Genomic DNA, 23,340 nt, shown 5'->3' with positions numbered 1-23,340 from the left:
GATCAGTTAGTAATGAACTTGGCGCTGACGTAAGGGGCGTAGTCCGGCAGCACGGCTTCGACCTTGCCTTGTTCCTTCAGGAACGCTGCGGTATCGGTCACGGCCTTGGTAGTCGGTGCGCCCAGCAGGGTCACCTGGTCAGCGGCCAGCGGGTAGACGTTGCCTTGCAGCAGCAAGGGGATGTCACTGGCCTTGGCGCCGGAGAGCTTGACCAGTTTGTCGACGTTGCCTTTGTCGGCGAGCCAGGCTTGTGGGTCTTTGCGGTAAGCGGCGTAGGCGTCCAGGGTGACTTTGGCGAACGCGGTGACGATTTCCGGGTGCTTCTCGGCGAAGTCCTTACGCACGATCCAGGCATCGAAGGTCGGCGCGCCGAACTTGGCCAGTTCGCCGGAGGTGATCAGCACCTTGCCGTTCTCCTTGGCGACGCCCAGGGCGGGGTCCCACACGTAAGTCGCGTCGATATCGCCACGCTTCCAGGCGGCGATGATGGCCGGTGGCGCGAGGTTGAGGATGGTCACTTTGGCCGGGTCGATGTTCCAGTGCTTCAGCGCGGCCAGCAGGCTGTAGTGCCCGGTAGACACGAACGGCACGGCGATTTTCTTGCCGATCAGGTCCTGCGGGCTGTTGATCCCCGAACCGTTGCGCGCCACCAGGGCTTCGGCGCCGCCGATCTGGGTGGCGACGAGGAAGGTTTCCACCGGCACTTTGCGGGTGATGGCAGCGGTCAGCGGGCTGGAACCGAGGTAGCCGATCTGTACGTCGCCGGAAGCGATGGCGGCGATGATGTCGGCGCCATTGTCGAATTTGCGCCAGTCAATCTTGGCGTTGGTGGCTTTTTCATAGGCGCCATCGGCCTGGGCGACTTTGGCCGGGTCCACGGTGGTCTGGTAAGCGATGGTCACATCCGCCGCCTGGGCAAACAGGCTGGCACCGGCCAGGGACAATGCGGCCAAGAGGCGCAGAGGGGTTAGCAGTTTCAAGGGAAAGCTCCTCAATCAGGCGGCCGAGGGTCGGCGTGTGAGGAGACTAAATGATCTAAGAATCCGAAAATAAATAACATTTTCGAATTAGCTTATGAGAAGAAAAGTGGAATTCGGTCCTCAGGCTGAGGGGAGCAACTGTGGGAGCTGGCTTGCCTGCGATGCACACAACCCGGTATTCCAGGTAGACCGAGTTGATGCTATCGCGGGCAAGCCAGCTCCCACAGGGGGCCGCGTAAGGCTTTAGTTGCTGATGGCGAGAATGCTGGCCTGGTACGACCCAACAAACACATCGAAATCGCCCACTTCGTTCTGTTCCAACTCAGCTTGCTGCGCCAGCGAGGTCCGTGCCAGCTCCTCAAAGCGCGCCTGCTCTTCAGCCGGCAACGGCTCCTTACGGAAATGCTCGGCGTGCAACTGGCTCTGGTGCAGGGAGAACTGCGCAAAACTCTCTTTGCGCTCGGCCATCGCCGCCAGCACTTGTGCCGAGGGTGTCAGAGACGGGTCCTTGACCTTGGCCATCTGAGCGTCCAGCGCCTGGCTGTGCTCGGTAATGCCCTGGCTCTCATCCAGCAAGGCAGCCAGCGGTGCAATCTGTTCCAGCAGCTCGGCAGCCCATTCCTTCATGTCCACCGCCTGGCCTTGGCGCTGCAATTGCAGGCCTGGACGGCGGCCTTCCTTGACCACGCTGAGGAAGTTGGACGTGGCGTTGCCGCACTCATTGTCGGCGAACAGCGGACTGTCGTTCAGCGCGCAGTACAGCAGGAAGGCGTCGAGGAAACGCGATTCCGGCAGGTCGATGCCCATCGGCAGGAACGGGTTGATGTCCAGGCAGCGCACTTCGATGTACTGGATACCACGGGCCATCAGCGCCTGGATCGGCCGCTCGCCGGTGTAGGTCACACGCTTGGGGCGGATGTTGGAGTAGTACTCGTTTTCGATCTGCAGGATGTTGGTGTTGAGCTGCACCCACTCACCATCCTTGTGGGTGCCGACTTCGACGTACGGCGCGTAGGGCGTTGCCACCGCTTCGCGCAGGCTGTCGGTGTAGCTGCTCAAGTCGTTGTAGCACGGCGTGAGGCCGGCCTGGGCGTTGCTCTGGTAACCCAGGTCGCTCATGCGCAGGCTGGTGGCATACGGCAGGTACAGGGTGTCGGCGTCCAAGACTTCCAACTGGTGCGAACGACCGCGCAGGAAGCCGGCGTCCAGCGCTGGGGAGGCACCGAACAGGTACATCAACAGCCAGCTGTAGCGACGGAAATTACGGATCAACGCGATATACGCGGTGGACTGGTAGTCGCGGTCGGTGCCGACGAAACCTTCAGTCTCCTTGAGCAACGGCCACAACGCTTCCGGCAGGGAAAAGTTGTAGTGGATGCCGGCAATGCATTGCATGGTCTTGCCGTAACGCAGGGCCAGGCCCTTGCGGTACACGTACTTGAGCTGGCCGATATTGGAGGTGCCGTAGTAGGCAATCGGAATATCTTCCTCGGCCGGCAACGGGCACGGCATCGAGGGGCTCCACAGGTATTCGCTGCCGAGCTTGGTGTAGGCAAAGCGGTGGATCTTGTCCAGGCTGCTCAGGGTATCGGCCGGGTTGGGCAGGGCGGGAGTGATGAACTCCAGCAGCGATTCCGAGTAGTCGGTGGTGATCTGTTCATGGGTCAACGCGGCGCCCATGGCTTCCGGGTGCGGCGTTTGCGCCAGTCGACCCTCACTGGTGACACGCAGGCATTCGCGCTCGATGCCGTGCAAGCACTGCTCTAGCAGGGAGAGGTGTTCGCGCTTGCCGAGCAGGGCCAGGCGGCGGTTGAGAAGTTCGCTCAAGTTGGATTCCTTCACGCGTCAGTCGCCCTAATATGGGGGTGGGCAGGACGGTCTACAAGGGTGAAGTTGAAACTGGCGTTATCGCCTGGTTTTGAGTCGATTTGACCCGCCTTTAAAAAGCCTACTTCACTCCATGAATTGGGCTATAGCGTGGCAAGAAAATTCCGACGCTGTTGTCGCAGCGCCGAAATTAACTCAAATCGAGGGTGGGGAGCTATAGGACAGCGAAGGTGCCCTGTGCTTTTGCGACAAGTCTTTCTTCCTGGTACACGTCTGCCTCGACCACCAGGGTGCGGCGGCCCGCATGAATCACCCGGCTGGTGCACAGCACGTCTCCGTCAGACACGGCACGGATGTAGTTGATCTTGCACTCGATGGTCGCGCTCTGCTGGTCGAAACCATGGGAGCTGGAACAGGCCAGCCCCATCGTAATGTCCACCAGGCTGAAAATCGCCCCACCATGGAGCTTGCCCGCGCGGTTGCGCAGTTGCGGCTCCAGGGTCAGGGCCACCTCGGCGACGCCTTCCTCAAGGCGTTGCAGGCGGCAGCCGATCAGTTCGCTGAACGCGCTATGGGTCAAGCCGGCCGGGATTTCCATCAACGTTTCTTCAACTGTTTGGCGTTGGCGAACAGCGAGGCCATGGCGTTGTTGCTTGGGGCTGCTGTGGCGGTTTCCTTGCGCGGTGCATGGTTTTGCGACTGGCGCGGCGCCGAGCCTGGGCGTGCGCCACGGGCACCGTCGATTTTCTCGCCAGGGGTGTCGCTCATGCGCATCGACAGGCCGACGCGTTTGCGTGGGATGTCGACTTCCATGACCTTGACCTTGACCACGTCACCGGCTTTAACCGCTTCCCGTGGGTCCTTGATGAATTTCTCCGAAAGCGCAGAGATATGCACCAAACCGTCCTGATGCACGCCGATGTCCACAAACGCGCCGAAGTTGGTCACGTTGGTGACCACACCTTCCAGGATCATGCCCAGTTGCAGGTCCTTGAGGTCTTCGACACCGTCCTGGAACTCGGCGGTCTTGAACTCGGGACGTGGGTCGCGGCCAGGTTTTTCCAGCTCTTGCAGGATGTCGGTGATGGTCGGCACACCGAACGTTTCGTCGGTGTACTTCTTGGGGTCCAGGCGCTTGAGGAACGCGGCGTCGCCGATCAGCGAGCGGATATCGCGGTCAGTCTCGGCGGCGATGCGTTGCACCAGCGGATAGGCTTCCGGGTGAACCGCCGAGGCGTCCAGCGGGTTATCGCCGTTCATCACGCGTAGGAAGCCGGCGGCTTGTTCGAAGGTTTTTTCACCCAGGCGTGCGACTTTTTTCAGCGCTGCACGGGTCTTGAACGCGCCGTTTTCGTCGCGGTGGCTGACAATGTTCTGCGCCAGGGTGGCGTTGAGGCCGGAAATACGCGCCAGCAGCGCCACGGAGGCGGTGTTCACGTCGACGCCGACAGCGTTTACGCAGTCTTCCACAACCGCATCCAGGCCACGCGCCAGTTTCAGCTGCGACACGTCGTGCTGGTACTGGCCGACGCCGATGGATTTAGGGTCGATCTTCACCAGTTCGGCCAGCGGGTCCTGCAGGCGGCGGGCGATGGACACCGCGCCGCGGATCGACACGTCGAGGTCCGGGAATTCCTTGGACGCCAGTTCCGACGCCGAATACACCGAAGCACCGGCCTCGGAGACCATGACCTTGGTCATCTTCATGGCTGGGTACTTTTTGATCAGCTCGGCGGCCAGCTTGTCGGTCTCGCGGCTGGCGGTGCCGTTGCCGATGGCGATCAGGTCCACCGCGTGCTTGGCGCACAGGGCGGCGAGAATCGCCAGGGTCTGGTCCCACTTGTTGTGCGGCACATGCGGATACACAGTGGCGTGGTCCAGCAGCTTGCCGGTGGAGTCGACCACGGCAACCTTGCAGCCAGTGCGCAGGCCGGGGTCGAGGCCCAGGGTCGCGCGCGGGCCGGCCGGGGCGGCCAGCAGCAGGTCGTGCAGGTTGTGGGCGAACACGTTGATCGCCTCGGTTTCGGCGCCGTCGCGCAACTCACCCAGCAGGTCGGTTTCCAGGTGGGTGTAGAGCTTGACCTTCCAGGTCCAGCGCACCACTTCACCCAGCCACTTGTCTGCAGGACGGTTCTGGTTCTGGATGCCGAATTGTTGCCCGATCATGCCTTCGCACGGGTGCATGGTGCCCGGCAATTCGTCGCCGACCTTCAGTGCGGAGCTGAGAATGCCCTCGTTGCGGCCACGGAAAATGGCCAGCGCGCGGTGGGACGGCATGCTCTTGAGCGGCTCGTCATGTTCGAAGTAATCGCGGAACTTGGCGCCTTCTTCCTCTTTGCCGGCGATGACGCGGGCACTGAGAATGGCTTCCTGCTTCAAGTAGTTGCGCAGTTTTTCCAACAGGCTGGCGTCTTCGGCGAAGCGCTCCATGAGGATGTACTTGGCGCCTTCGAGGGCCGCCTTGACGTCGGCGACGCCTTTTTCGGCGTCGATGAAGCGTGCGGCTTCGGCTTCCGGGGTCAGCGAAGGGTCGTTGAACAGGCCGTCCGCCAGCTCGCCCAGGCCGGCTTCCAGGGCGATCTGGCCCTTGGTGCGGCGCTTCTGTTTGTACGGCAGGTAAAGGTCTTCGAGGCGGGTCTTGGTGTCGGCGAGCTTGATGTCGCGCTCGAGTTGCGGGGTCAACTTGCCTTGTTCCTCGATGCTGGCGAGGATGCTGATGCGCCGTTCGTCGAGTTCTCGCAGGTAGCGCAGGCGCTCTTCCAGGTGACGCAGTTGGGTGTCGTCGAGGCTGCCGGTCACTTCTTTACGGTAACGGGCGATGAAGGGCACCGTGGAGCCTTCATCCAGTAGAGCGACGGCCGCTTCGACCTGTTGTGGGCGTACACCGAGTTCCTCGGCGATGCGGCTGTTGATGCTGTCCATAAAACCACCTGAAATTCTGAAAAGCAGCTCGCAGGCCCGGAAAACAAGGCCTTGGGAGGCTAGTTGAGCGGCCCGACTGGCGCCGCTGCCTGGGTCAAGAGGCAGCCTATTGACCCTCGAAATCTAAAAAATCACGACACGCGGGTAAAAAAAGCCCCGGCAGCAAGCAGTAACGATCTGACGTTGCCCTGCACGGCGGCGGCGCATTATAACCAGCGTTCTGTCCTTGAGGGGGATTGCGCCAACGGTTGTAGGGCGCGGGTTCGCTGGCGGTAGAGGAAAAATCTGCTAACAATGCACACGGTGCGTATAACGACAGCTAGGCCATAATGCGCGCCGAGATAAGAGGAGCATCCAATGAGCAGCACTGCACAAACTGCTGAAGGCGAAAAAATTCTCATCGTTGATGACGATCCGGGGCTGAGCAGCCTGCTGGAGCGTTTTTTCAACTCCAAGGGCTACCGTGCCCGCGCGGTGCCGAACACCGAGCAGATGGACCGCCTGCTGGGGCGTGAAGTATTCAACCTGGTCGTACTCGACCTGATGCTGCCCGGCGAAGACGGCCTGACCGCCTGCAAACGCCTGCGCGGCGCGAATAACCAGATTCCAATCATCATGCTCACCGCCAAGGGCGACGAGCTGAGCCGCATCAAGGGCCTCGAGCTGGGCGCCGATGACTACCTGGCCAAGCCGTTCAACCCTGACGAGTTGATGGCACGGGTCAAAGCCGTACTGCGTCGCCAGGCACCGCCGGTTCCGGGCGCGCCGGGCAGCGAAGACGAAAGCGTCACCTTTGGCGACTACGAACTGTCGCTGGCGACCCGCGAGCTCAAGCGTGGCGATGAAGTGCACATGCTGACCACCGGCGAATTCGCCGTGCTCAAGGCGCTGGTGATGAACGCTCGCCAACCGCTGACCCGCGACAAGCTGATGAACCTGGCCCGTGGCCGGGAATGGGATGCCTTGGAGCGCTCCATCGACGTGCAGATTTCCCGTCTGCGCCGGATGATCGAGCCGGATCCGTCCAAGCCGCGGTACATCCAGACGGTCTGGGGCGTGGGTTATGTGTTTGTGCCGGATGGCAACAAAACCAGTTGACCGATGATTTGCAGGGGCGGGACTCCCGGTGTTTGACTCCATGAGGGTCGACGGGATGCCCGGCGTCTGCAATTCTGCGAGCGCCGCTCGTTCCTGCAAGGTGTCTAGCTGTCTTCTATGAAAACCCCGCTGTGGTTCCCGCAAAGTTTCTTCTCCCGCACCCTTTGGCTGGTGCTGATCGTCGTTCTGTTTTCCAAGGCCCTCACGCTGGTTTATCTGTTGATGAACGAGGACGTACTGGTGGATCGACAATATGCCCATGGTGTCGCCTTGACCTTGCGCGCCTACTGGGCCGTAGACCCTGAGAACCGCGAAAAGGTGGCGAAGGCGTCGACGTTGATTCGCGTCCAGGGGGCCGGCGTGCCGGAAGGCGAGCAGCATTGGCCTTACAGTGAGATCTACCAGCGCCAGATGCGCGATGAACTTGGAGAGGACACCGAGGTTCGCCTGCGCATGCATGTTTCGCCTGCACTGTGGGTGAGGGCGCCGAGCCTGGGAGATGCCTGGATCAAGGTGCCGCTTTACCCGCACCCGCTGCGCGGGCAGAAAATCTGGAACGTGTTGGGCTGGTTCCTGGCGATTGGGCTGCTTTCAACCGCATCGGCGTGGATCTTCGTGCGCCAGCTCAATCAGCCGCTCAAACGCCTTGTGTTTGCCGCCCGCCAACTGGGCCAGGGCCGTAGCGTGCGCCTGCCCGTCAGCGATACGCCCAGTGAGATGACCGAGGTGTACGGCGCGTTCAACCAGATGGCGGAGGACGTCGAACAGGCCGGCCGCGAGCGCGAGCTGATGCTGGCGGGGGTGTCCCACGACTTGCGTACCCCGTTGACGCGACTGCGCCTGTCGCTGGAGTTGATGGGCAGCCATACCGACCTCACCGATGACATGGTTCGCGACATTGAGGACATGGACGCGATTCTCGACCAGTTCCTGGCGTTCATCCGCGATGGCCGCGATGAAGTGGTGGAAGAAGTCGACCTGACCGACCTGGTGCGAGAGGTCGTGGCGCCCTACAACCAGAACGGTGAACAGGTGCGCATGCGCCTGGAGCCGATCCAGCCGTTTGCGTTGCGTCGGGTTTCGATGAAGCGCCTGTTGAACAACCTGATCGGCAACGCCCTGCACCACGCCGGTTCCGATGTGGAAGTGGCGGCGTATGTGTCTGGCGACAGCGCTGCGCCGTATGTGGTGCTGAGCGTGATGGACCGTGGCGCAGGCATCGACCCGGATGAGTTGGAAGGCATCTTCAACCCCTTTACCCGTGGCGACCGTGCCCGGGGTGGCAAGGGGACCGGCCTGGGGTTGGCGATTGTGCGGCGGATTGCCTCGATGCATGGCGGCAATGTTGAGCTGCGTAATCGCGAAGAGGGTGGCCTTGAAGCGCGGGTACGCTTGCCGCTTGGGCTGATGCTACCCCGAGACGCGGTCTAAGCAAGAACGTAGGCCATAGTTGGGAGCGGGCTTGCTGTGGTGAGCGGGCTTGCCCCGCGCCGGACTGCGTAGCAGTCCCATTGGACCGGGGTGCCCCCAGCCGGGGACACCCCCCCCACCACAGCAACCCCGCTCCCACATTGGCTGTTCAGTGTTTCAAACGCCGTGCTGTATCAGCCCTTGCCCTTGGTCCGGGTCATATTCGGCCCACCATTCTTCTCCAAATGCTGAATGATGATCCCCGCGACATCCTTGCCGGTGGTGGTCTCAATCCCTTCCAGGCCCGGCGATGAGTTCACCTCCATCACCAGCGGCCCATGGTTGGATCGCAGGATATCCACGCCCGCCACGGCCAACCCCATCACCTTGGCTGCTCGCAATGCGGTCATGCGCTCTTCCGGGGTGATCTTGATCAGGCTGGCGCTGCCGCCACGGTGCAGGTTGGAGCGGAACTCACCCGGCTTGGCCTGGCGCTTCATCGCCGCAATCACCTTGTCGCCCACCACGAAGCAGCGGATATCCGCACCGCCGGCTTCCTTGATGTATTCCTGCACCATGATGTTCTGCTTGAGGCCCATGAATGCCTCGATCACGGACTCCGCCGCTGTCGCGGTTTCACACAGCACCACGCCGATACCTTGGGTGCCTTCCAGCACCTTGATCACCAGCGGTGCGCCATTGACCATGTCGATCAGGTCGGGGATATCGTCGGGGGAGTGGGCAAAGCCGGTCACGGGCAGGCCGATCCCGCGGCGCGACAGCAGCTGCAACGAGCGCAACTTGTCTCGCGAGCGAGCAATGGCGACCGATTCGTTAAGGGGAAACACCCCCATCATTTCAAACTGGCGCAACACTGCGCAGCCGTAGAACGTCACCGAAGCACCGATACGGGGGATCACCGCATCAAACCCCTCCAGCGGCTTGCCCCGGTAGTGGATCTGCGGCTTGTGGCTGGCAATGTTCATATAGGCACGCAACGTGTCGATCACCACCATTTCGTGGCCACGTTCGGTGCCGGCCTCAACCAGGCGGCGGGTGGAATACAGACGCGGGTTTCGCGACAGCACAGCAATCTTCATGCAGCACCTGGGGCAGAAATAGTAGAGACCGGGAACACCGGCTTGTCTTGAACGTACTTGATGCCGGGATTGACCACCAACTGGCCGTCAATCAAGGCTTTGGAACCCAGCAACAAGCGGTAACGCATGGCTTTGCGGCAGGCCAGGGTGAATTCCACCCGCCATACCCGATCCCCCAGCGCCAGCGTGGTGCTGATGACGTAGCGCACCTGCGCATGGCCGTTGGAGCTCTTGATGGTTTTCATCGTCACCAGGGGTGCTTCGCAGCGACGGTGACGCAGTTGCACCACGCTGCCCAGGTGCGCAGTAAAACGCACCCACTGCTCACCGTCGCGCTCAAACGGCTCGATATCGGTGGCGTGCAGGCTTGAGGTGCTGGCGCCGGTGTCGATCTTTGCGCGCAGGCCTGCCACCCCCAGGTCGGGGAGTGCCACCCACTCACGCAGACCCACAACGGTCAAATGGTCAAATGTCTTCAATATGGGTAACCGATCAATTCGCCCAGGCCTGAGGGGAAACCTCGGCCAGGGCCTTGAATGCAGGCTTGGCGAACCAATAGCCCTGCATCAGAAAAATTCCGCAGTCGGACAGGAAGTCACGCTCGCCGGCACTTTCGATGCCTTCGGCGATGACAGTAACCCCCAACTGCTCACAGATTGTGACAATCCCCTGGACGATGACCTGACGAACACGATCCTGATCGACATCGCGAATCAGCGCCATGTCGAGTTTGATCAAGTCAGGTTGGAAATCGGCCAGCAGGTTCAGCCCCGAATAGCCCGCGCCGAAATCGTCGATGGCGGTCTTGAAGCCGAATTCGCGGTATTCACGCAGAATATTCGTCAAATGGCGATAGTTATCTACGTGCTCGCTTTCGAGGGTCTCGAAAATCAGCTGGTTCAACGGAAAATTATGCGCGCGAGCCGCCTCCAGGGTGCTACGGATGCACAATTCCGGACGGTACACGGCATTGGGCATGAAGTTGATCGAAAGGTGGGTTTGCATGCCCAAGGCTGCTGCCCCGGCAATCGCCTGGGTTCGACAGCGTTGGTCGAAGCGGTAGCGGTTGCTTTCGTTGACCTGGTCGAGCACCGACAGTGCCCCTTCGCCGTGGGTGCCACGCACCAGGGCCTCGTGGGCAAAGATCGAATGATCCCGCAGGTCTACGATAGGCTGGTAAGCGAATGCAAAATCGAACCCGAGGGGCTCGCTTTGCTGGCAACCCACGCAGCGCTGGTTGGGCGAGGTGAGTGAAAGGGGGAATTCGGTCACAGCATATCCTCGCAAAAACAGGGTGCTACCTGGCGTATCTTAGGTGAGCCTTGGGGTTTATGCGTCGAAGGGTTTCAACGGTAAAGTTGCGACATTTTTCAGAGCGAGGAATTCAAGTGGCTCAAAAGCAGGAAGAGGAAGAAAAGGTCCGTCTGGACAAGTGGCTATGGGCGGCGCGTTTCTATAAAACCCGTGCCCTGGCGAAGGCCGCTATCGAGAGCGGCAAGGTGCATCATCGTGGCGAGCGCTGCAAGCCAGGCAAAGAGCCACGTGTCGGTGATGAGTTGCAGATTCGTACCGGCTTTGACGAAAAGACTGTCGTGGTTCAGGCGCTTTCCATCGTTCGTCGTGGAGCGCCTGAAGCCCAGGCGCTGTACACAGAGACCGAGGTCAGTATCGCCAAGCGCGAAAATGCGGCGGCCATGCGCAAAGCGGGCGCCACCGGTATGACCACCGATGGCAAACCGAGCAAGAAACAGCGCCGCGATCTGTTCAAATTTCGCGGCAGCGGCAATGACGACTAGCCTGAGTCGAATGGGCCTTTGTGGTGAGCGGACTTGCCCCGCGCTGGAGTGCGCAGCGCTCCCGCTTTTTGAGGCCGCTCCGCAGCCCAGCGCGAGCAAGCTCGCTCACCACAAATTATTGCGCAGTTCTAACGACGCTCATTCGCCCGACGATTGGTAGGCGTGCAGCCAGCCCGAACACCGGCGCCGTGAGCCGCAGCAACCCCGCCGACACCTTCGCCGCGAACGGCGTGTAATACCCCCACCCCAGCGCCAATAGCGCCAACAACACACCGCCGATGTAGTCGTCCTGCCCCCAATGGGCGCCGGCCACCAGGCGCGGCATCATGAACAGCAGCGCCAGACCCCAGATCACCAGCACCTGGCCAATCCGTTGGGCGAACACTGTCATGAACATGCCCCAGATCAACAAGACCGAAGCATGATCCCCCGGGAAGCTCTGGCTCGAACGGTCCTTCAACTCCCACGTCTTCTCCAGCCCCGGGAAGTAGTCGCTCATCTGGATCGCCCCGCTGATCACCATCGACGGGCTGCTGTGTTGCCAGCCCATCTGCGCCGCGAGTTTGGAAAACAGCATGCGGATAAACAACAACAGCAGCAGAACCCCGATAAAACCTAACAAAGCCTGGCGCACCTGCACGGCCTTGAACACCCAGTCACCGCGAATCAGCAGCGCCAGCAGAATCACCCCGACCACTGCATCAAAAGGTCGCAAGCTGGCTACAGCCCACACATGCAACCATGTCGAGTTGGTCGCCAGCGGATCATTGAGTAGGTGAAACAGCCACTCGTCGAAAATCACACACAGCATCTGGCCCGTGGGCCACAGCCAAAAACACAGCAGTCCGATAGCGAGTAGATTGCAAAGAGCCCATCGCCGGAGGTTCCACTTGGCTTGGAACAAACCCGGATTGTTCATAAACTGTCCCTCTTCGCTCTATGAAGCTCTCTGTTTCCAGGAGAAAGCCGCACCAATATGGTGCTAAAGCGTTTAATTCTATAAACCTTGTAATCAATTTGTCATCAATTCAGATACCCAGACCTATGACTGATCTACCGGATACCGACTTCACCCAACGCTTCATCTTCGACGAGACCGACGCCCGCGGCGAACTGGTCTCGCTGGAGCGCAGCTATGCCGAAGTCCTCGCCAAGCACCCCTATCCGGAGCCGGTCGCACAACTGCTCGGCGAGTTGATGGCGGCGGCAGCGTTGCTGGTAGGCACCATGAAGTTCGACGGTTTGCTGATCCTGCAGGCACGCTCCGAAGGGCCTGTGCCGATGCTGATGATCGAATGCTCCAGCGAGCGTGAAATCCGTGGGCTGGCCCGTTACGACGCCGATCAGATTGCTCCGGACGCGACCTTGTCCGACCTGATGGCCAACGGCGTGCTGGCGATTACCGTCGACCCGACTGAAGGCCAGCGCTACCAGGGTATCGTCGATCTGGACGGCGAAACCCTGTCGGACTGCTTCGCCAACTATTTCGTGATGTCCCAGCAGGTGGGCACCAAGTTCTGGCTCAACGCCGACGGCAAGCGCGCCCGTGGCCTGCTGTTGCAGCAATTGCCGGCCGACCGCATCAAGGATGACGATGAACGCACCGACAGCTGGCGCAAGCTGACCGCCCTGGCCGGCACCCTGACGGCTGAAGAGCTGCTGGGCCTGGACAACGAAACCATCCTGCACCGTCTGTACCACGAAGAAGCCGTGCGGCTGTTCGACGCTCAGGGCCTGCGCTTTCATTGCAGCTGCTCCCGCGAGCGCTCGGCGAACGCGTTGGTTAGCCTGGGCCTGGAAGATGCGCAGGAATTGGTCGTGGAGCATGGTGGCCATATCGAGATCGACTGCCAGTTCTGCAACCAGCGCTATCTGTTCGACGCGGCTGATGTAGCCCAATTGTTCGCCGGTGCAGGCATCGACACCCCTTCCGACACCCGCCACTAAAACGTTTAAGCACAGGTGAATCACCTGACAAATGCCGGATTAGCGCTGTTCTGACGGGAGGGCCCTACTCTTTTTGGGCTTTTCTGGCATAATCCGGCCCACTTTTTTCGCGGTAGTAGTGCGCAACTTTCTACTACAAAACGTTTGGAGCACTCGGCCATAGGCCGACGGGGAACCTCATGACGCAAGCCAATAACGCCGTATACACCGATCTGAGTGTTGACGATCTGGTCAAAGAAGCCCTGCAGCGCGGTGAAGGCGTGCTTGCCGATACTGGCGCGCTGGTTGTCGAAACCGGTCATCGTACCGGCCGTTCGCCAGTCGACCGTTTCATCGTTGAAGAGCCTTCCACCCAGGACTCCATTGCCTGGGGCCCGATCAACCGCAAGTTCCCGGCCGACAAGTTCGATGCCCTGTGGGCGCGCGTCGAGGCGTTCAACAACGCGCAAGAGCATTTCGTTTCCCATGTTCACGTAGGGGCTGCCGAAGACCACTACCTGGCCGTGAAAATGACCACCCAGACTGCGTGGCAGAACCTGTTCGGTCGTTGCCTGTTCATCAACCCTGCCCAGTACAACCCGGCCGGTCGTGAAGAGTGGCAAGTGCTCAACGTGGCCAACTTCGAGTGCGTGCCAGAGCGTGACGGTACCAACTCCGACGGTTGCGTGATCCTCAACTTCGCACAGAAAAAAGTCCTGATCGCCGGCATGCGTTACGCCGGTGAGATGAAAAAAGCCATGTTCTCGGTGCAGAACTTCCTGCTGCCGGCTTCCGACGTACTGCCAATGCACTGCGCCGCCAACATTGGCGAAGCAGGCGACGTGACCTTGTTCTTCGGCCTGTCGGGCACTGGCAAGACCACCCTGTCCGCCGACGAGAGCCGTTACCTGATCGGTGACGACGAACACGGCTGGGGCGAAGGCGTGGTGTTCAACATCGAAGGCGGTTGCTATGCCAAGTGCATCGACCTGTCCGAGAAGAACGAGCCGGTCATCTGGAAAGCCATCAAGCACGGCGCGGTGCTGGAAAACGTCGTGATCGACGACGCCAAGCACGCCGACTACACCAACGTCAGCCTGACCCAGAACAGCCGCGCGGCCTACCCACTTGAGCACGTTGCCAAGCGTTCCGAGAAGAACCTGGGCGGCGAGCCAAACGCTGTGATCTTCCTGACCTGCGACCTGACCGGCGTACTGCCGCCCGTGTCGATCCTCAGCGAAGAACAAGCGGCCTACCACTTCCTGTCCGGCTACACCGCACTGGTGGGTTCGACCGAAATGGGTTCCGGCGGCGGCATCAAGTCGACCTTCTCCACCTGCTTCGGCGCACCGTTCTTCCCGCGTCCGGCTGGCGAATACGCTGAGCTGCTGATCAAGCGCATCCGTGGCTTCGGCTCCAAGGTCTACCTGGTCAACACCGGCTGGACCGGCGGCGGCTACGGCGTCGGCAAGCGCTTCAACATCCCGACCACTCGCGGCGTGATCGCAGCGATCCAGAGCGGCGCGTTGATCGGTGCAGAAACCGAACACCTCGACACCATCAACCTCGACGTACCGCTGGCTGTACCAGGCGTCGAGACTGGCCTGTTGAACCCACGCAATACCTGGGCCGACAAGGCTGCCTACGACGAAGCAGCGAAGGCGCTGGCCGGCTTGTTCATCGAAAACTTCAAGAAGTTTGAAGTGAGCGATGCGATCAAGGCTGCGGGTCCTAAGTTGTAAGCTTCGAGCGTTGTGAAAAAGCCGCCCTTAGTGGGCGGCTTTTTTGTGGGTGCAATATTAGTCGGCGATATGCAAGACCACGGCGCCGACCAGTACCAGCACAACCCCCAGCGCTTGCACCGTCGACAACCGTTCCTTGAAAAACACAAAGCCCAGAATCGCCGCAATCCCGCCCGACAACGTACTGATCACCGTCACCACTGAAACCGACCCCGCCATAGCGCCCCACGAGAACGCCGAGAACCCACCCAGGTTCATCAAGCTCGCCCCCGTCAACGTCGCGCAGTTTTTCAGCGGTGGGATTTTCAGGCCGTCCTTGATCTTCAGCACCATCACCACCAGTACGCACAGGCCCACCAGGTAACCCAGCCACAGCATGGTGATCGGCCCCAGCGCCGGCAGTGTGTAGCGGCCCTGCAGCCAGAAGCTGGTGCCGTACACCAAGGCGGCAAGCATGGCGTAGGCGATGGACAGGCGTGGGTTGTTGTGGGGGACGCCGTTGTCCTTTTGGAGGCTGGAAAGGGTCACGCCGATGACGCACAGGGCGATACAGCCCAGCTGCGTCAGGTTGATGTGTTCGCCACTGGCCCAGGACAGCAGTGTGGTGACGACGCCGTAGGACGTCACCAGCGGCGCCACGATGGCGGCCTTGCCCAATGCGAAGGCCTTGGACAGGGCGAGGGCGCCGGACACGGTGAGCAAGGCCGCAGCGATGCCCAACAGCCAGGCGCTCAGTGGGGCCTCGAGCGACTTGAACAGGAAGCTTGGAAGCATGACCAGCAGCAGGGTCATGATCAGGAGCCCCAACGCTTGCCCGAAGTAAACCGCACGTTTAACGCCTACGGCGCGGGCGTTGAGACCCACGAGAAAATCCGTGCCGCCCCAGAGCAGGGCAGCCAGCAGGCCCATTGTTACGTCCATGTAAGGTCCTTTGAAGGCTTGATTTCCTGTAGGCGCCCGGCTTGCAAGGGGCGGCGTGTCAGCTCAGGTTTTCCAGCGTCTGCGTGTCCCAGCTGTGGGTCTTGATGGCCAGGTAAAGCATGCCGATGGTGAGCGGCACTTTTTCGCCGCGCCCCTTGGACCGGCGTTTGAGGAACACATCGAACACCGGCGGGTTGAAGTAACGATAAGTGTCGTAGTCGCCCAGGTCGAGGGCAAATGCCTGTTCCAGCGCTTCCATCAGTTGCTTGGCGTCGCTGCCGTCACAGCCGAGGTCGAAGTTGAGTGAGGTTTGCAGGCGGATCGTCTTGTGTTTCGGCAGGCCGATTTCTTCATGCAGCAGTTGCAGGAGTTGCTGCATGACGGGGTCTTCGGGGAGGTTGGGGGCGAGGTTCATGGTGGGGGCACGCAGGAGTAGTTGAGAGGGCTTAATGCGCCTGTGGCGGAATTTGTTGCGAGTGATGAAGAGTGCCAAGCCTATCAAGATTAGGGCCAGAGGTAGGAGCTGGATGTTGAGGGTGGCCACGTGGGGTCGCCACAACAACAGGACTAACCCCGTTACGATGAAGGTAGCGGCGAAACGCTTTCTGAGCGTGCAGACAGTGATTTTGAAATACAGGAGTAGATGGAGGGCAAAGAACAGCGCTGCTTGTAGGTAAAGCCATTCACTATGGTTCATTTAAATGCACGTGCATTGAGAGGCATGAACGCTGAAGTCTTTGCATCTAGCAAGCCAAGAGCAGCGCGTGCATCGCGGGGCATCACGGTGAAGCGGCCCACTATGAAGGTGATCCCGTATTGGCTGATGTATTGAGTCTTTTCTATGTTCACGGTGTTTTTGCCGAGACAGTGGTGAGAGCGCTATTTTCATTCAGCTGTGGGTAATTTCTATAGGGGGGTGAGCGGCTGTTTTGTGCAGTTTGGGAAGAGGATGTCGCAGTGCGTGGAGGTTTCTTACAACGGTTTCCGGCATTTGTGGCTTGGCAGCGACTCAGCAGGCAAAACTGGGCAATTGTGGGCGTCGGCGTGCCCGCGAGACGGTGTGCCGGGTATGGAAATGTTGCCTGATGCGACGTAGTCGCAGGCATGTTGAATCGTCGTACGATCTAAACGTTTGTAATTCGCTCAAGCACCGACAGGCCGACTCACACACCGCTCAAAAATCGACTCCAGCCCCCGGTAGTCACACGCCACCGCGTCAATATTCGCCGGTACCCACGCCGCGTGTTTCACCAACCACCAGTTCACCGAAAACCCCGCATTCACGATGATCTGTTCAAACAGAATCCGCTGCGCCCGGCCATTGCCTTCGCGGAAAGGGTGGATGACGTTGAGGTCGCCGTAGGCTTCGGCAATCTGCCTGACCAACTCGGCCTGACTCGCGCCGACATACCAGTTCGCCTCTTCCATGTGCCGGACGATTTTAGCCGCCTCCGGTGTAATGCGTTCCGGGGTGCAGAACAAGGTGTCGCCTTTCTGAATGTTGACGCTGCGTAACTCACCGGCCCAGTCGTAGATATCGCCGAACAGGGTGCGGTGGATATGTTGCAGGCGGTCTAGGTCGTAGGGCGGTGGGAACAGGGGGAGGCTGCCTACGGCGATTTCGGACAACTCCCGCTCGGCCTGGTGCAGGCGCGCATCGTCGAGCAGGTCGAGGCGGTTGCGCAGGACGCTGCTACCGGGGTAGCAGTACGGGTCCTGGCCCACCCCATATTTGTCGAGCATCAGCGTGGGGTGTTGCGGTACTTGGCGAGGACGGCTTCGCGGGTCGGCAGGGGTTTGTCGACGTCGGCCGGTTGGGTGTCGAACCCTTCCAGGCGCAGGCTGGCCAGGTAATTGGAACGGCGGATCTTGTGGTAATGATCCTGTTTTTGCTCAAACGTCAGTTCGCTCATCGCAGCGTACTCCTGGGTGGCAAGGTTTGATTGTAGCGCAATGCTTCAGTGTGCAGGCGGGATAAAAACCACGTCACATTTTGCGCAAAAAAACCGCCACCGGCCTGATTTCAGCGTATGTTTCACCGCAAAATCTTGTAGGGCGATTTCGCCCACTACTTAAAGGGAGTTAAGCATGGGTTTGCTGCGTGTCGCCTCGGCGATGTCTTTGTGTGCGATGGCTTTTTCGGCCCAGGCCGAGCAATTGCCGATTGAAGTACTCAGTGCCGTGGTCAAGGACCAGAAAATCGCTGACGCCGAAGTGCTGCTGCAGCGTAACGGCGCACAAAACGTGGTGGGCCGCACCAACGCCCAAGGCCAGGTCACGCTGACCAGCGAAGCGGCTGACGACGCCACCAATCTGCTGATCATCAAGAAGCCCGGCTACTCCAACCTGGTGGTGAAATGCCCGTGCGCAGGCATGACGTACGCCATCAGCCCGGTGATGGAAAACCTCGACGGCCTGCGTGTGGTGCTGACCTGGGGCAAGACGCCGCGTGACCTCGATTCCCACATGATTTTCCCCGGCAATAACATCTACTTCGAGAACAAGAACGGCACCGACGCCGAGCTGGATGTGGATGACACCGACAGCTACGGCCCGGAAACCATCACCCTGCAGAAAAAACACTACGGCGAAAGCTATGTGTATGCCGTGCATGACTTCAGCAACGGCGGCAATCCAGGCTCACGCCAATTGTCCAGCAGCGAAGCCAAAGTGTTTGTCTACATGGGCCAATCGCTGGTGCGAACCTATTACGTGCCGAAAAACCGTAGCGGCAACCTGTGGACCGTGTTCCGCATGACCGGCAGCGGCGACTTCCAGGACATCAACACCTTCAGCGGTGTGACCGTAAATGCCGCGAATGTACTGAACGAAGTCAAGCCGTTGCTGGACGACAGCGTGGCGGTCACCGCCGTCGTAGTCAGTTCTTCCGCACAAACCGACGCTAAACGTCTGAACGTCCAAGGTGAAGCGGCCTACCAGGCGGGTAACCTCGACCAGGCCATCAACCTCTTCCGCCAGGCGATCGAGTTGGACAATGGTTTCGGCAAGGCCTACGGCAACCTGGGCCTGGCGTATCAGAAGGCCGGCAACACTGCCGAGTCTATCTGGGCCAACCGCAAGGCCATCGCCCTGGCGACCGGCGCAAACGCTGCGACGGTGCGTGCGGGTGCCTACTACAACATTGCGCGGATCTACGAAGCGGCGGGGCAGTTCGCCGATGCGTTACGTCACTACCAGTTGGCCAAGGAGCAGAAGGCCAATCCAGTGTATGACACAGCGATTGAGCGCGTGCAGAATCGCTGATCAGCAGCGATAAGCCCTCCAGCAACAACGCGCCCCAATGGCGCGTTGTTTGTTTGGAGCACGGCTACAGGCGAGAGGCTGCGTCCAGGTCCATCAGGCCGCGGCCATAGGCTTCGCTGTTGGCATAGATGCCTGTTCGATTCGCGGTACTGAGCAGGCGCTCACGAATTTGTTGCGGCGTCATGTCCGGAAAACGGCTTTGCAATGCCGCCAGCGCGCCACTCACCAACGCGGCAGCCGGCGAGGTGCCAGCGGTGGGCCCGTAGCTGCCGTCCTTTTGGGTGGTCAACAGCCCTGCGCCACCGTCCCCCCCGGGCACCGCGATGCACCAGCGCGCTGCCAGACCGCAATAGTTGGACTTGAGATTGATGGCCGTGCCGTCGTTCTTGAGTGCCATGACGGCTATCCAGCCCTTCTCGAGTTCAGGCACCAATGCAGGCAGGCCGGGCTCGGCCAGCGGCTCACGCTTGACCTCGTTGCCCGTTGAGAAAACAAACACCGCGCCGTCGGCCACTCGTTTTTTTGCGACGGCCAACGAGTCACCCATCAGGCGTTCATAGATGGGCACTTCGTTGGTGTTGGCTTCAATGGGATTCGCCCATGAGTTGCTGAAAATGCGTGCGCCCTTGGAATAGGCGAGGTCCCAGGCCTGGGCTATTTCGCTGTCAAAGTAGAACGGCTCCTTGTCATCACCGAAGCGCATGGGAATCAGCTGGGCGTTGAAGGCAATGCCATGCATGCCTTGGTCATTCTTGTTCGCGGCGAGAATACCGGCCATCTGCGTGCCGTGGCCTTTGACATCGACGGTGCCAGGTTGCTGGCGCACGAAGTCATAGCCTGGGTCGTACACGCGCCCGTTGAACTCGGGCAACTCAAGGTTAAGGCCTGAGTCGATCAGCGCAACCCTCACGCCTTGGCCGGTGCCGCCCCGGGCGTAGAGGGAGGATGCCTTGACGATAGGCAGGGCTTTTTGCGCAAGGTATTCGGCGGTTTCAAAGCGGCGGGTGTCCGGTTCGGCAGGCATTGGGGTGGGGGTGGACACACAGCCCAGCAGTAGCAAGGGCAGCGTGCACAGGATGAGACGGTGCAGTGAAAACAGCGGCTTGGTCGGGGGACATAGTGGCATTCACGACTCCTTGTCGGGGTAGCTGATCAAGCGTGCTACTGTCTTCGTTTTTGCGCGGGCTTGCTGGTTTTCTCTGTATCAGTTTGTAGCGTTTATCCCTGACCTATTCTCGATCGCTGATCTATGTTTTTGATTCTTTCAGCGGTCAACGGAGTGACAGCCTATGCACGACACCCTCCAACAGGTCTTCGGTTATCCACAGTTTCGTTTGGGCCAGGAGCAAGCCGTCAGCGCCGTATTGGCAGGCCGCTCGGCGGCCGCCATTTTTCCAACTGGATCGGGCAAGTCGCTGTGCTACCAACTGTCAGCGGTATTACTGCCACACCTGACACTGGTGGTATCACCGTTGCTGGCGTTGATGCAGGACCAGCTTGGCTTTTTGCAGCGCCATGGCATTTCGGCGGGCAGTATCGATTCGGCCCAGAGCCGTGATGAGGCCAACGAGGTGATGGCCCGTGCGCGTTCGGGCGAATTGAAGATTCTGATGATTTCGGTGGAGCGTTTAAAGAACGAGCGTTTCCGTAACTTCCTGCAAAGTGTGCAGCTCTCGCTGTTGGTGGTGGATGAGGCGCACTGTATTTCCGAGTGGGGCCACAACTTCCGTCCGGACTATTTGAAGCTGCCAGACTACCAGCGTCAGTTCAATATCCCACAAGCGCTGCTGCTGACGGCTACAGCCACGCCCAAGGTAATTGCCGACATGCAGGCGAAGTTCGCCATTGCGCCGGACGATGTGGTCACCACAGGCTTCTATCGGCCCAACCTCAACTTGTTGGTCGAGCCGGTGCGCGGTGCCGACAAGCGTCGGCGCCTGGTGCAGTGGATGAGCGAGCGTGCCAACCAGCCGAGCATTGTCTACGTCACCTTGCAAAAAACCGCCGAGCAGATCGCCGAGCACCTGAATCGCAACGGCATCCAGGCCGAGGCCTACCATGCCGGTTTGCCCCACGATAAACGCGAGGGCATCCAGCAGCGCTTCATGGGTGGGCGCTCCAATTGCATCGTCGCGACTATCGCGTTTGGCATGGGGATCGACAAAAGTGACATTCGCAACGTCGTGCACTTTGACTTGCCCAAGTCCATCGAGAACTACAGCCAGGAAATCGGCCGTGCGGGGCGTGACGGGCAGCCGTCCGACTGCCTGGTATTGGCCAATCGCGACAGCCTCAATGTGCTGGAAAACTTTGTGTACGGTGATACGCCCGAGCAGGAGGGTATCCACCGTGTGCTGGATGAGTTGCAGGCGGCGCGCAGTGAGGGGCAGTGGGAGTTCCTGCTGAGGTCGCTGTCGGATCACAGCAATATCCGCGAGCTGCCCCTGAAGACGCTGCTGGTGCAGTTGGAGCTCAGGGGCGTGATTGCGCCGCGCTATGCGTTTTACGCCGAGTACCGCTTCAAATACCTGATCGAACCCGAGGCGCTGCTGGCGCGTTTCTCCGGCGAGCGGCAGCAGTTTGTCGCGGCCATCATCCAAGTGTGCAAACGGGCAAAGACTTGGGCGACGGTGGATTTCGACGCGCTTTATCAACAGCACAATGCCGAGCGTAATCGGGTGGTGAAGGCGCTGGATTACTTCCAGGAGCAAGGCCTGATCGAGCTGGAAAGCAAGCAGATGACTGAGGTCTACAGCCTGCTGGATACCGATTTTGATCCGCAGGTGCTCAGCGAAACGTTGTACGCAGGCTTCAAGCAACACGAGGTGGGGGAAGTCGCGCGGATTCACGCCATGCTCGATCTGTTCGCTACCGAACATTGCCTGGGGCAGCGTCTGGCGCAGTACTTTGGCGATGCGCATGCACCCCAGCGTTGCGGGCATTGCTCGGTGTGCCATGGCCATGTTGCGCACCTGCCTCCACCGCCTGGCTTGCCGCCGCTTGTGGAAAAAAACTTCATGGGGCTGTGCGGTGATTTTATCCACAGGCATCATGAACACACCGGCCAACTGCCTGGGGCGGACCGCCTGACGCGTTTCCTCGGGGGGATCAGCGTGCCGTTGTTTACCAAGCTGAAGGCACGGGGCATTCCGGGTTTTGCTGCGCTGGAAGATTACCCGTACGCCGAGGTGCGCGAGTGGGCCCAGGCCCATTTGGACGACCTGTAACTCACTTTCATGAGATGACCCCGATGCCTGACTCAGTGCCACAACGTGCCGACTACCCACACTTCCAGCCGATCATCACGCGCTGGCACGACAACGATGTGTATGGGCATGTGAACAACGTGACCTACTACAGCTTTTTCGACACGGCGGTGAACACCTACCTGATCGGACAGGGCGGTTTGGATATCCATGACGGCGACGTGGTGGGCTTTGTGGTGAGTTCGGCGTGTGACTACTTTGCATCGATTGCCTTTCCCGAGCGCATCGACGTCGGCCTGCGGGTCGGCAAATTGGGCAATAGCTCAGTGCAGTACGAGTTGGCGGTGTTCAAGGCCGGCGAAGAAGAGGCCTGTGCGGCGGGGCGCTTTGTGCATGTGTTTGTGGATCGCGGGTCGAATCAGCCGGTGACGATTCCTGCCGGGTTACGCGAGGCGTTGCAGCGATTGGTGGCCTGACGCATTTTTTGCAGGCGGTGGTGAACACCAATGTGGGAGCCGGGCTCCCACATTGTTAGTGGTCGTTCTTTAGACCTTACCGGTGACGGTAGTGGTGCTTGTTCTTGCGATGCCCATAGGCATGCCCGCGGCCACGGTGATCATCGCGGTCATACCGACGGTTGTCACGGCTGCGAGAACGACGGTCGTCGTCATCGCTCTTGTTGCCCATGTAGTTGCCCAGCGCGCCACCTGCACCACCGCCGGCGGCTGCGCCGATCAGGCTGCCGGTATTGCCGCCCATGCTGCGGCCGACCACGTTACCGCCTGCTGCGCCCAGGGCGCCACCGATGGCCGCTTCGCCACGGCTGCGCTTGTCGGCACCGACCGCACTGCCGCCTGCGCCGCCCAGGGCTGCGCCAATGGCCGAACCGGTATTGCCGCCGATCTGCTGGCCGACAACCGAACCGAGTACCCCGCCCAATGCGCCGCCCACACCGGCTTCGGTGGTGCCACCGGCCATGGCTGCGCCACTGACCAGGCCAAGGGACAACAAGAGAATCGAGGAGAACTTCATAGAGAGACCTCAAGAGGATGACGGCGCGATCCTGAGGCTGTGTTGAGATTGTGACAATAGAAATCCGACCAGTAACACGAGTTGTACACAATTCGCTAAGTTACTGTTTTGGCTGG

At 60.2% G+C, this 23,340-nt stretch carries 22 protein-coding genes; 8 read left to right on the top strand and 14 right to left on the bottom strand.

The window, feature by feature from the left end:
- Positions 1 to 2: 2 nt before the first annotated feature.
- The 4 genes from tauA to CWC48_RS09280 all read right to left on the bottom strand — a co-directional run bounded on the left by tauA (position 3) and on the right by CWC48_RS09280 (position 5,729).
- Positions 3 to 980: a taurine ABC transporter substrate-binding protein gene (gene tauA / locus CWC48_RS09295; protein ID WP_078046378.1), complete on the bottom strand. Its 978-nt coding sequence runs from the start codon at positions 978 to 980 to the stop codon at positions 3 to 5.
- A gap of 243 nt (positions 981 to 1,223) precedes the next feature.
- On the bottom strand, positions 1,224 to 2,807 hold the full coding sequence (gene gshA / locus CWC48_RS09290) for a glutamate--cysteine ligase (RefSeq protein ID WP_100491744.1): 1,584 nt from the start codon (positions 2,805 to 2,807) through the stop codon (positions 1,224 to 1,226).
- Between the two features lie 214 nt (positions 2,808 to 3,021).
- Positions 3,022 to 3,405: a PaaI family thioesterase gene (locus CWC48_RS09285; protein WP_078046380.1), complete on the bottom strand. Its 384-nt coding sequence runs from the start codon at positions 3,403 to 3,405 to the stop codon at positions 3,022 to 3,024.
- The gene (locus tag CWC48_RS09280; protein ID WP_099491421.1) at positions 3,405 to 5,729 is read right to left on the bottom strand and encodes a Tex family protein; all 2,325 of its coding nucleotides are present in this window, start codon (positions 5,727 to 5,729) and stop codon (positions 3,405 to 3,407) included. The genes CWC48_RS09285 and CWC48_RS09280 overlap by 1 nt, the downstream gene beginning before the upstream one ends.
- A 357-nt stretch (positions 5,730 to 6,086) precedes the next feature.
- Between CWC48_RS09280 and ompR the strand changes: the two genes are divergently transcribed.
- Entirely contained in the window at positions 6,087 to 6,827 is a 741-nt protein-coding gene (gene ompR, locus CWC48_RS09275; RefSeq protein ID WP_016979041.1) for a two-component system response regulator OmpR, read from the top strand.
- A 117-nt stretch (positions 6,828 to 6,944) separates the two neighbouring features.
- The gene (locus CWC48_RS09270; protein WP_078046382.1) at positions 6,945 to 8,258 is read left to right on the top strand and encodes an ATP-binding protein; all 1,314 of its coding nucleotides are present in this window, start codon (positions 6,945 to 6,947) and stop codon (positions 8,256 to 8,258) included.
- Positions 8,259 to 8,431: 173 nt separating this feature from the next.
- Here the strand turns inward: CWC48_RS09270 and rimK are convergent, their stop codons facing one another.
- From rimK to CWC48_RS09255, 3 genes are read right to left on the bottom strand one after another with little or no spacing between them, the layout of a single operon-like run.
- Positions 8,432 to 9,337 (bottom strand): 30S ribosomal protein S6--L-glutamate ligase, encoded by a 906-nt coding sequence (gene rimK / locus CWC48_RS09265; protein WP_025855543.1) that lies wholly within the window; start codon positions 9,335 to 9,337, stop codon positions 8,432 to 8,434.
- Entirely contained in the window at positions 9,334 to 9,798 is a 465-nt protein-coding gene (locus CWC48_RS09260; RefSeq protein ID WP_371857043.1) for an ATP-dependent zinc protease, read from the bottom strand. The genes rimK and CWC48_RS09260 overlap by 4 nt, the downstream gene beginning before the upstream one ends.
- Positions 9,799 to 9,829: 31 nt before the next feature.
- Positions 9,830 to 10,609 (bottom strand): EAL domain-containing protein, encoded by a 780-nt coding sequence (locus CWC48_RS09255; RefSeq protein WP_099491419.1) that lies wholly within the window; start codon positions 10,607 to 10,609, stop codon positions 9,830 to 9,832.
- Between the two features lie 116 nt (positions 10,610 to 10,725).
- Between CWC48_RS09255 and CWC48_RS09250 the strand changes: the two genes are divergently transcribed.
- Positions 10,726 to 11,133 (top strand): RNA-binding S4 domain-containing protein, encoded by a 408-nt coding sequence (locus CWC48_RS09250; RefSeq protein WP_100491743.1) that lies wholly within the window; start codon positions 10,726 to 10,728, stop codon positions 11,131 to 11,133.
- Between the two features lie 115 nt (positions 11,134 to 11,248).
- Here the strand turns inward: CWC48_RS09250 and CWC48_RS09245 are convergent, their stop codons facing one another.
- A complete protein-coding gene (locus CWC48_RS09245; protein WP_100491742.1) occupies positions 11,249 to 12,052 on the bottom strand; it encodes a phosphatase PAP2 family protein in 804 nt (267 codons plus the stop codon).
- Positions 12,053 to 12,177: 125 nt separating this feature from the next.
- Between CWC48_RS09245 and hslO the strand changes: the two genes are divergently transcribed.
- Both hslO and CWC48_RS09235 read left to right on the top strand, forming a co-directional pair.
- Positions 12,178 to 13,080, top strand: a complete 903-nt coding sequence (hslO, locus tag CWC48_RS09240; RefSeq protein ID WP_100491741.1) for an Hsp33 family molecular chaperone HslO — start codon at positions 12,178 to 12,180, stop codon at positions 13,078 to 13,080.
- A gap of 179 nt (positions 13,081 to 13,259) precedes the next feature.
- Positions 13,260 to 14,801, top strand: coding sequence for a phosphoenolpyruvate carboxykinase (locus CWC48_RS09235; protein ID WP_078046388.1), 1,542 nt, complete (start codon positions 13,260 to 13,262; stop codon positions 14,799 to 14,801).
- Between the two features lie 57 nt (positions 14,802 to 14,858).
- Here CWC48_RS09235 and CWC48_RS09230 read toward each other — a convergent pair whose 3' ends face one another.
- The 4 genes from CWC48_RS09230 to CWC48_RS09210 all read right to left on the bottom strand — a co-directional run bounded on the left by CWC48_RS09230 (position 14,859) and on the right by CWC48_RS09210 (position 17,635).
- On the bottom strand, positions 14,859 to 15,722 hold the full coding sequence (locus CWC48_RS09230) for a DMT family transporter (protein WP_256581628.1): 864 nt from the start codon (positions 15,720 to 15,722) through the stop codon (positions 14,859 to 14,861).
- Between the two features lie 58 nt (positions 15,723 to 15,780).
- A complete protein-coding gene (locus tag CWC48_RS09225) occupies positions 15,781 to 16,137 on the bottom strand; it encodes a DUF1493 family protein (RefSeq protein WP_078046390.1) in 357 nt (118 codons plus the stop codon).
- A 728-nt stretch (positions 16,138 to 16,865) separates the two neighbouring features.
- Positions 16,866 to 17,465: a putative adenosine monophosphate-protein transferase Fic gene (locus CWC48_RS09215; protein ID WP_100491738.1), complete on the bottom strand. Its 600-nt coding sequence runs from the start codon at positions 17,463 to 17,465 to the stop codon at positions 16,866 to 16,868.
- A complete protein-coding gene (locus CWC48_RS09210) occupies positions 17,465 to 17,635 on the bottom strand; it encodes a YhfG family protein (RefSeq protein ID WP_003236014.1) in 171 nt (56 codons plus the stop codon). The genes CWC48_RS09215 and CWC48_RS09210 overlap by 1 nt, the downstream gene beginning before the upstream one ends.
- Before the next feature lie 175 nt (positions 17,636 to 17,810).
- Here CWC48_RS09210 and CWC48_RS09205 point away from each other — a divergent pair, with 175 nt between their 5' ends.
- Positions 17,811 to 18,986 (top strand): tetratricopeptide repeat protein, encoded by a 1,176-nt coding sequence (locus tag CWC48_RS09205; RefSeq protein ID WP_100491737.1) that lies wholly within the window; start codon positions 17,811 to 17,813, stop codon positions 18,984 to 18,986.
- A gap of 64 nt (positions 18,987 to 19,050) precedes the next feature.
- On the opposite strand, the gene CWC48_RS09200 is transcribed toward CWC48_RS09205, so the two are convergent.
- Positions 19,051 to 20,112 carry a S8 family peptidase gene (locus tag CWC48_RS09200; RefSeq protein WP_100491736.1) on the bottom strand — a complete coding sequence of 354 codons (1,062 nt, stop codon included), beginning with the start codon at positions 20,110 to 20,112 and terminating at the stop codon, positions 19,051 to 19,053.
- Positions 20,113 to 20,275: 163 nt separating this feature from the next.
- Between CWC48_RS09200 and CWC48_RS09195 the strand changes: the two genes are divergently transcribed.
- Complete coding sequence (locus tag CWC48_RS09195) at positions 20,276 to 22,213, top strand: ATP-dependent DNA helicase RecQ (protein ID WP_100491735.1); 1,938 nt, start codon at positions 20,276 to 20,278, stop codon at positions 22,211 to 22,213.
- 23 nt (positions 22,214 to 22,236) lie between these two features.
- The gene (locus tag CWC48_RS09190; protein WP_100491734.1) at positions 22,237 to 22,668 is read left to right on the top strand and encodes a thioesterase family protein; all 432 of its coding nucleotides are present in this window, start codon (positions 22,237 to 22,239) and stop codon (positions 22,666 to 22,668) included.
- A gap of 76 nt (positions 22,669 to 22,744) precedes the next feature.
- Here CWC48_RS09190 and CWC48_RS09185 read toward each other — a convergent pair whose 3' ends face one another.
- A complete protein-coding gene (locus CWC48_RS09185) occupies positions 22,745 to 23,224 on the bottom strand; it encodes a glycine zipper domain-containing protein (RefSeq protein WP_078046397.1) in 480 nt (159 codons plus the stop codon).
- Positions 23,225 to 23,340: the final 116 nt, after the last annotated feature.

It is taken from the genome of Pseudomonas sp. S10E 269 (genome assembly GCF_002798465.1).
In the GTDB taxonomy this organism is placed as follows: Bacteria; Pseudomonadota; Gammaproteobacteria; order Pseudomonadales; family Pseudomonadaceae; genus Aquipseudomonas; species Aquipseudomonas pergaminensis.
This window is presented reverse-complemented; position numbering and strand designations above follow the sequence as displayed.

Excerpts from the sequence above, each read along its gene's own strand:
- CWC48_RS09280 (WP_099491421.1), bottom strand. The coding sequence starts at position 5,729 with ATGGACAGCATCAACAGCCGCATCGCCGAGGAACTCGGTGTACGCCCA.
- CWC48_RS09190 (WP_100491734.1), top strand. The coding sequence starts at position 22,237 with ATGCCTGACTCAGTGCCACAACGTGCCGACTACCCACACTTCCAGCCG.
- CWC48_RS09200 (WP_100491736.1), bottom strand. The coding sequence starts at position 20,112 with ATGCCACTATGTCCCCCGACCAAGCCGCTGTTTTCACTGCACCGTCTC.
- CWC48_RS09270 (WP_078046382.1), top strand. The coding sequence starts at position 6,945 with ATGAAAACCCCGCTGTGGTTCCCGCAAAGTTTCTTCTCCCGCACCCTT.
- CWC48_RS09245 (WP_100491742.1), bottom strand. The coding sequence starts at position 12,052 with ATGAACAATCCGGGTTTGTTCCAAGCCAAGTGGAACCTCCGGCGATGG.
- CWC48_RS09215 (WP_100491738.1), bottom strand. The coding sequence starts at position 17,465 with ATGCTCGACAAATATGGGGTGGGCCAGGACCCGTACTGCTACCCCGGT.
- CWC48_RS09225 (WP_078046390.1), bottom strand. The coding sequence starts at position 16,137 with ATGAACCTCGCCCCCAACCTCCCCGAAGACCCCGTCATGCAGCAACTC.
- CWC48_RS09235 (WP_078046388.1), top strand. The coding sequence starts at position 13,260 with ATGACGCAAGCCAATAACGCCGTATACACCGATCTGAGTGTTGACGAT.
- ompR (WP_016979041.1), top strand. The coding sequence starts at position 6,087 with ATGAGCAGCACTGCACAAACTGCTGAAGGCGAAAAAATTCTCATCGTT.
- CWC48_RS09195 (WP_100491735.1), top strand. The coding sequence starts at position 20,276 with ATGCACGACACCCTCCAACAGGTCTTCGGTTATCCACAGTTTCGTTTG.
- CWC48_RS09285 (WP_078046380.1), bottom strand. The coding sequence starts at position 3,405 with ATGGAAATCCCGGCCGGCTTGACCCATAGCGCGTTCAGCGAACTGATC.
- rimK (WP_025855543.1), bottom strand. The coding sequence starts at position 9,337 with ATGAAGATTGCTGTGCTGTCGCGAAACCCGCGTCTGTATTCCACCCGC.
- CWC48_RS09210 (WP_003236014.1), bottom strand. The coding sequence starts at position 17,635 with ATGAGCGAACTGACGTTTGAGCAAAAACAGGATCATTACCACAAGATC.
- CWC48_RS09185 (WP_078046397.1), bottom strand. The coding sequence starts at position 23,224 with ATGAAGTTCTCCTCGATTCTCTTGTTGTCCCTTGGCCTGGTCAGTGGC.
- CWC48_RS09230 (WP_256581628.1), bottom strand. The coding sequence starts at position 15,722 with ATGGACGTAACAATGGGCCTGCTGGCTGCCCTGCTCTGGGGCGGCACG.
- CWC48_RS09205 (WP_100491737.1), top strand. The coding sequence starts at position 17,811 with ATGGGTTTGCTGCGTGTCGCCTCGGCGATGTCTTTGTGTGCGATGGCT.
- hslO (WP_100491741.1), top strand. The coding sequence starts at position 12,178 with ATGACTGATCTACCGGATACCGACTTCACCCAACGCTTCATCTTCGAC.